7 protein-coding genes are annotated in these 7,580 nt (G+C 66.8%); all 7 read left to right on the forward strand.

The annotated features are described in order from the left end of the window. Positions 1 to 428, forward strand: a 428-nt coding sequence (locus V7Q81_RS13345) for a prepilin-type N-terminal cleavage/methylation domain-containing protein (RefSeq protein ID WP_333844127.1), incomplete at its 5' end; no start/stop codon positions are given. Between the two features lie 31 nt (positions 429 to 459). After that, positions 460 to 1,020 (forward strand): type IV pilus modification PilV family protein, encoded by a 561-nt coding sequence (locus tag V7Q81_RS13350; RefSeq protein ID WP_333844129.1) that lies wholly within the window; start codon positions 460 to 462, stop codon positions 1,018 to 1,020. 11 nt (positions 1,021 to 1,031) lie between these two features. Beyond that, positions 1,032 to 2,069: a type II secretion system protein gene (locus V7Q81_RS13355; RefSeq protein WP_333844131.1), complete on the forward strand. Its 1,038-nt coding sequence runs from the start codon at positions 1,032 to 1,034 to the stop codon at positions 2,067 to 2,069. After that, a complete protein-coding gene (locus tag V7Q81_RS13360) occupies positions 2,059 to 2,538 on the forward strand; it encodes an agglutinin biogenesis protein MshP (protein WP_333844134.1) in 480 nt (159 codons plus the stop codon). The genes V7Q81_RS13355 and V7Q81_RS13360 overlap by 11 nt, the downstream gene beginning before the upstream one ends. A gap of 41 nt (positions 2,539 to 2,579) precedes the next feature. Then, entirely contained in the window at positions 2,580 to 6,155 is a 3,576-nt protein-coding gene (locus tag V7Q81_RS13365; protein WP_333844137.1) for a DUF6701 domain-containing protein, read from the forward strand. Positions 6,156 to 6,367: 212 nt separating this feature from the next. Beyond that, complete coding sequence (locus tag V7Q81_RS13370) at positions 6,368 to 7,225, forward strand: agglutinin biogenesis protein MshI (RefSeq protein ID WP_333844140.1); 858 nt, start codon at positions 6,368 to 6,370, stop codon at positions 7,223 to 7,225. Beyond that, the coding region (locus V7Q81_RS13375) for a hypothetical protein (protein ID WP_333844143.1) at positions 7,222 to 7,580 on the forward strand (359 nt) is incomplete at its 3' end. The genes V7Q81_RS13370 and V7Q81_RS13375, both read left to right, overlap by 4 nt.

Consider the following 7,580-nt stretch of genomic DNA (forward strand, 5'->3'; position numbering starts at 1 on the left):
GGGGCGGTTTCACCCTGGTGGAACTCACGGTGGTGATCGCGGTGGTGGGGCTCCTGGCCCTGGCCGCCGCCCCGCGGCTGTTCGACCGGGCGGGCTTCGAGGCGCGGGGGTTCCACGACCGGGCCCTGGCGACTGTGCGCCATGCCCAGAAGGTGGCCATCGCCCAGCGCCGCAGCGTGCACGTGAACGTGAGCGCTTCGGGCATCCAGGCGTGCTACGACGCCGGCTGCAGTGTGCCGGTGACGGATCCGGTGGCGGGCGGGACCCTGGCAGTCGCCGTGCCGGCCGGCGTGAGTTTGAGCCCGGTACCCCTGAGCTTCCTTTTCGATCCCCTGGGCCGTCCGAGCGCGGGCGTCTCCTTCTCGGTGGTGGGCGACGTGACCCGTACGATCCAGGTGGAGCCTGAAACCGGCTATGTCCACTCGTGAGCGAAAGCCGAGCCCAGGGGCGCGCGGCCGTTTGCCCGCCCGCCCCTTCCGCGGCATTACTCTGGTCGAGCTCATCGTATTCGTCGCCGTGGTGGCGGCCGGGGTGGCGGGAATTCTCTCGGTCCTCGACTACACCACACGCCATTCCAGTGATCCCCTGCCTCGTAAGCAGGCCCTGGCGATCGCCGAATCCCTGCTAGAGGAAGTGCTCCTTATGCCCTTCACCTGGTGCGACCCGGACGATACCCACGCCTCTACGGCGAGCGATCCCGGAGATTGCACCACACCGGAGGCGTTGGGGCCGGAAGCAGGGGAGAGCCGTTATTCCGGCAGCACCCCCTTCGACAACGTCAACGACTACCACGGCTTCGATACCCAGATCGCCTCACCCGCCGGCATCTGCGACCTGGCGGGCAACTGTTTTTCCGGTCTGAGCGCCTATCGCGCGATCGTGAGCGTCACAGGGGAGGCCATTGGGGGAATTGCCGCCAGTGACTTTTTGCGGGTCAGCGTGACGGTGACCGGCCCCGCAGGGACCTCGGTCACGGTAGACGGCTACCGTGCCCGCTACGCACCCACCGGGGTGCCGTAATAGGTGGCATCATGACGGCGTCTTGGGCTATCGAGCGCTCCCCCGCTTCGTGGCGCAACGCCTCGTCCTGCGCTGTGCCGTGCGAGCCTGTCTCTGCTCCTTCGGAGGGCGTGGCGGCTCACCGGCGCGCCTGGGCGCGCCCTACGTCCTTCGCCGGGGTTAAAGGACCTTCGAGCGGGCCGGTGTGGGCACGCGAACCGGCGCCGACCGACGGTGCCGTGGCTCCCTTGAGGGGACGCTTCCCCAGGCGCCTGGGAGGCTTCACCCTCATCGAGGCCACCGTGGCCATTGCGGTCACCGGAATCGTGGCTGCCCTGGTGGCCCTCTTCATCCGCGCGCCGGTGCAAGGCTACGCAGACGCCGCCCGCCGGGCCGAGCTGACCGACCAGGCGGACACGGCCCTGCGGCGCATCGCCCGGGATGTGGCCCGGGCGGCGCCCAACAGCGTGCGGGTGGCGGAGGCGGGCGGCAAAACCTACCTGGAATTCCTGCAGACGAGCGGCGGGGGTCGCTACCGGAGCCAGGTGGACGGCACTGGCGCCGGCGACCCCCTGGACTTTTCCGCGCCGGACGACGCCTTCGACGTGCTGGGGCCACCCATCACCCTGGCGCCGGGGGAGCAGAACCTGATCCTCGTCTACAACCTGGGAATCCCCGGCGCGGACGCCTACGCCGGGGACAACTTGACTCCCGCCACCAGCGCGGCCGGGGTAGCCCTCAGCCACATCACCATCAATCCTTTCCGGTTTCCCTTGGAATCGCCGGCCCACCGCTTCCAGGTGGTGTCTTATCCCGTGACCTACGAGTGCGACCCGGGTGCGGGCGTGATGCGGCGCTATTGGAACTACCCCTTGGCGGCTGCCCAACCCACGCCTCCGACGGGCGGGTCTTCGGCCTTGCTGGTGAGGGACGTGACGAGCTGCTTTGTCACCTACAACAGCTCCATCGCCAATGTCAGGGCCGGCCTGGTGACTCTAGGCTTGACCCTGACCCGGCAGGGCGAATCGGTGACCCTGTACCATGCCATCCACGTGGCCAATGTCCCCTAACCTCCGCCACGCGCCGGCCCTGGAGGGTTTCACCGGACAGGGTTTCAGCACCGTCACCGCTCTTTTCCTGGTGGTGGTGCTGGCGCTGCTGGGGGCTGCCCTCGTGAGCGTCTTTGGTCTGCAGCAAGCGGCAAGTAGCCTGGACCTGCAAGGCTCCCGGGCCCTGCGCGCCGCCCAGGCGGGAATCGAGTGGGGCATGTACCAGGTGCTGGTGGCGCAAGGCGGGAGTGCTTGCCCGGCGAGTCCCCAGAATCTCACCTTCGGAGGAACCCTTTCGGCGTTCACCGTCACCGTGGAATGCAGCGCGTTCCCCGCCGACGAGACGGGGCACAGCCCCAATCCGTTCCATGTCTTTCGCCTCGTCTCCACGGCCTGCAACGAGCCCGTGGCGGGGGCTTGTCCCAATTCGAGCGCCAACCCCGGCGTCCGCTACGTGGAGCGGCGGGTGCAGGCGACCCTTGCGCCATGACGGCACCGCTTTTTCATCAATGGTGGAAATGGACGGCAGGGATGCTGCTTGCATGCTTGCTACCCGCAGGAGTCGAAGCCCAGATTGCCTTTCGCGCCGCCAGTTCCGCTTCCCTTGCCGGAGTTTCATCCATCGCTTACGGCGGGCATGGTCCGTTTGTCTCCCGGGGAGGCTGCGGCTCGATTTCCCCTGGATTGCCGCCAGGCACGACGGCGGGAGATTTGCTGATCGCGGTGATCGCCTCGGGCGCTTCGCCCACGCTTTCCATGCCGGGTTGGACCCCGTTGTTTCAGCACAATCCGGTCAACAACCTCACCTCGGCCATCTACTGGCGCGTGGCGACGGGAGGCGATCCCACCACCCTCACCCAGTCGGGCAGCTGCAACGTGCTCGCCGCCCGCATCTCCCGCTTCACCGGCGTGGACACGAACCAGCCTTTCATGACCGCGCCCCTGGCGGCGACGAACTGGTCTTACCAGAATGCCAATTGGGTGACTACGGGGACCGAAACGACCAATTATCCTGGAGCGATGCTGGTCATCACGGCGCATACCAGTGACGACAGCAATTTTGGGCTGTTGGTGGGTTTTACCCAAGCCTATAGCTCGGCGACGACCACTGGCAATGACGCCGCCATCGGACTCTACTATGCCGCCCAGGCGGCACCTGGGACTTCGGGCCCGTACACGATGACCAAAACCCGGGGTGTGGACCCCAACCACGGCACCCTCTTCGCCCTGCGGCCAGCAGGGCTTGGGCTCGCCATCCCGGTGCCTGCCGGTACCCAGTCGGGCGATGTCATGGTGGCAAGCATTTCGGTGCGCCCCTGCGGAAGTTTGATTATCGGCGGGTGTACGGTCACGGTGGCCTCGCCTACCGGCTGGACCCTGGTGCGCACCGTGGATCAGGCAAGCGGGGGTGGCACGGGAGGATTCGGGAATCGGCTCTACGTGTACTACCGGGTCGCGGGGAGTAGCGAACCGGGGAGCTACACGTGGACGATCGGCGGTGCTCCCGTCCACGCCGGGGCCGTCGGTGGCATCTTGAGCTTCTCCGGCGTGGACCCGCTGGCTCCTCTGGTCGCGGAGGCGGGGCAGGCGACAGGCTTCTCTTCCAGCCACGCGGCGCCCAGCATCGATACCGGCGCCATCACCGAGACCATGCTGGTGAGCAGTCACACAGCAAACTCGTCGGGCACATGGGCCCCCCCCACCAGCATGACCGAGACGGTGGATATCGCTTCTTTGCCGGTTCCCGACGATCTCGGCCTTTCTCTGGAGATGAACTACGAGCCGCGCTCGGCGGCGGGGGCGACGGGGGCGCGAACTGCCACCCTGGCCAACCCGCCGGCGCCAGATACCGGCGCGACCCATATGCTTGCCCTGCGCCCGGCGGTTGCCCTGCACCACTACGCCGTGAGCGTGCTCAACACCTCGGTGGCAACCTGCGACTACGCCGAGATCACCATTCGTGCCCACGATGCGGCTCACGGACTGGTCAATCCCCCGGCCGGGCGAGTGCTCGCCCTTACTACCTCCACCGGCACCGGGGTGTGGCAGCCGGGGTTGGTTTCCGGCAGTGGCGCCTGGAGTCCCTCAGGAGCCAACAATGGCGTGGCCACCTACGTGTGGCCGGGAAACGAATCGAGCTTTACCGTGCGGCTGCGGCAGAGCGCGGTTGCCACCCTTTCAGTCAACCTCCTCGACAACGCGGGAGTTACCGAGGACGGGACGGAAGACCCAGTCATTGCCTTCGTCGAGTCGGCGTTCCGGGTGAGCAACGGGGCCAATGCGCCGCTGACGGTCGGCAGCCAAATCGCCGGCAAGCCGTCCAACGTGGGGGCAGGCGCCCAAGCGCTCTATCTTCAAGCGATCCGCACCGACACGGAAACCGGCGCATGCGTGAGCCTGTTCCCGAGCGGATCGGAGGTGGCAGTGGAGGTGGGCGCTGTGTGCCTCAACCCTGCCACCTGTACCCAACCGGTCACCCTGGTCACCGCCGCCTCCAGCGCAAACAGCGCCTCCTTCGTCCCCAATGGAGGCTATCCGGTGAGCGTCAACTTCCGCTTCACCACCCCCAACGCGGAAGCACCCTTCAGCTTCAGCTATGCCGACGCGGGGGAGATCCGGCTGCAGTTCCGCCGCGCCCTGCCGCCTCCTCCAACGGGAGCCTATGTACAAGGGGCGAGTAGCGCCTTCATTACCCGCCCCTTCGGGCTGGCGTTTCGCGGGGCCAGTGTCGCCGCGCCCATCCAGCATGGGACCAGCCCGACGAGCCCGGTGCTCGCGGCCGCTGGCGATCCCTTTGTCATGACCATCGCCGCCTATCGATGGGCGGCCGCCGAGGATGACGGCACGGGCCGTCCCCTCCCGGGCGCCGACATCACCGACAATGGCTTGACGCCCAACTTCGCCGCGGACGTGGCCGTCAGCGTCTCCGCCCAACTGCCCGGGATCGCCGTGGGTGCGGTGGCGCGCGGGGCAGGGTGCTCGGGCGCGGCTACAGCGCCGGCCAGCGCCTGGTCCGGCGGAGCGGCCACTTTGTCCGATTGGTGTTACACCGAAGCGGGCAATCCATTCTTCGCGGCGAGCGTGTCCAATTATTTGGCGGCCGGCCTTCAGGTGACCGGCAACAGCGGCTTGGACGGCAGCGGCCCCTTGGGCGGTTATGTGGGACGCTTCCGTCCCAAGTACTTCACGGTGGCCAACGCGAGCCTCATCAACCGGGTTGCGGCAGCCTGCGCCCCGGCCTCCCCCTTCACTTACATGGACGAAGCGATGGAGGCGGGCTTCAAGCTCTCGGCCAAAAACGCGGTGGGCGCAGTGACCCAGAACTACACCACCGCCAGTGGCTACGCCAAGCTCGATCCGGCGGGATCGCCCGCCTCCCTCAACTTCGGTGCCCGGGACGGCGCCGTCAATCTGACCTCGCGCCTGGCGCTCGGAAGCGTGAGCGGAAGCTTCGTGGCGGGAGAGGCGACGGTCGCGGCTCGGGTGGCTTTGCGCCGGGCAAGCCCCGACAATCCGGACGGGCCCTTCGAAGCGTTGGCGCTGGGCATTGCGCCTCAAGACAGCGATGGCACCGCGGTGCGGCCGGCAGACCTCGACCTGGACGTGGACGGCGCGGGGGGCAACGACCACGTGAAGCTCGGCGAGACCCGGGTGCGCTTCGGGCGGCTGCGGCTCGCCAACGCCTATGGCTCAGAGCTGCTTGATCTGCCCATCCCCATCCGCGTCGAGTACTGGAATGGGGTGGGGTTCACCACCCACACCGATGATGACTGCACGCGCCTTGCCGCAGCCCACGTGCTGCTCTCCGGCTATCAAGGCAACTTGAACGCCGGCGAGACCAGCGTGGCGCCCACGCCCACCGTTGTTTTCTCTGGGGGCGTGGGCAATCTCAAGCTCACCAAGCCCGGTGCGGGTAACGGTGGCAGCGTGCAGTTGCGCGTCGATCTCGGCGCCGAAGGGAAAGCCTATCTGCGCGGCCGTTGGGACGACGGAGCGAATCCGGATGGCGACCCCAACACGGCCTACGACGACGATCCGGCTGCCCGCGCGAGCTTTGGCCAGTACAAAGCAGGCGCGCGGCTCATTGATCTGCGGGAGCGCTTCTAAGGTAAAGCGGAAGGAAAGTGGCCAATTGTGAAATTTTGCAATGCAGCGCGAGCGCTTAGAAAAAATCAAAAATCAACAATGGCTTATTGATTTTTCTTTAAGCGCATGGTAATCATTGATGCATGATGAGCAGGATTTTCAAACGAAACGGCCGGACACAGGGATGGGCAGCGTTGCGCTTTACCCGCCCATCGATGTTGCAGCTGGCGCAAGTGTCCCGGCCTGAGGGCGATCACCGGCCGGTCGTCGCCGGCTGCGATGCTTTTCCCGTGGACGGTAATGGGGTGGCCTTGGAACGGCTGCGCAAAGAGGCCCAGCTCGGCCGCTGGACTTGCACCCTGCTGCTAGAGCCGGGCGAATACCAAATGCTCCTGGTGGAGGCGCCGCCCGTGCCAGCAGAAGAGCTGAGCGCCGCCCTCCGCTGGCAGATCAAGGATCTCCTCGACTATCCAGTCGAGGAGGCGACGGTGGAAGTGCTGGAGATTCCCGATGGAGGCACTCCCGGCCGCAGCAAGGCGCTCTATGCCGTTGCCGCCCGCACTCCGCTACTCCAGCAGCGGGCGCTGCGGCTCAAGGCGGCGAAGGTGCCGCTCCAAGTGATCGATGTCCCCGAGATGGCTCAGCGCAACCTGGCCACCCTCCATGAGCCCACGGGGGCCGTTGCCCTCCTCGCCTTCGATGGCGGCGGCGGGCTCTTCACCATCACCCAGGGTGGCGATCTCTACCTCACCCGGCGCATCGAGGTGAGCCTGGGGGAGCTTCAGGATGCGGATGAAACCCGCGCCCGGCAGCATTGGGAGCGCGTCGCCCTGGAGCTGCAGCGCTCCCTGGATCACGTGGACCGCCACCTTCATTTCATCGCCCTGGACAAGCTTTGGCTCGGCCCCTTGCCTGCCACCGTGGGCATGGGGGAATTCCTGGCGGAGAGCCTGGGCTTAGGGGTGGCAGCCCTGGATTTGACGAAACTCTTCGACTGCTCCGCGGTGCCGGAGCTCGCCGATCCCGCCGAGCAGTGTGTCTATTTCCATGCCTTGGGCGCGGCCCTGCGCGGGCAGATGGGGCACGCATGAAGCAGATCAACCTGCTCAAGCCAGAGCTCCTCGTGCCCCGGCGCCAGCCTTTTTCTGCGGCTTTCATGCTGCAGGCCCTGGGGATCGTGCTGCTCGCAGGCGCTGCCCTCTACGGCTATCTCAAGGTGGAGCAGGCACGGCTCGTCCAGGCCGCCGACCGGGCCGAGCAGACCCTTGCCGCCGAGCGTGACCGGTTGCAGCAGCTCTCCGCACAGTTGGCGCCGGCCCGCCCAAGCAAGCTGCTGGAGGAAGAGCTGAAAGCGGCGCAAGCTCGGCTGCGGTATTACCAAGGGCTCGAGCAGGCCCTAGAGGGCCGGGATCTGGGGAGCACCGGAGGCTATGCCGAGTACATGCG

The sequence above is a fragment of the Pelomicrobium sp. genome (assembly GCF_036803785.1).
In the GTDB taxonomy this organism is placed as follows: Bacteria; Pseudomonadota; Gammaproteobacteria; order Burkholderiales; family UBA6910; genus Pelomicrobium.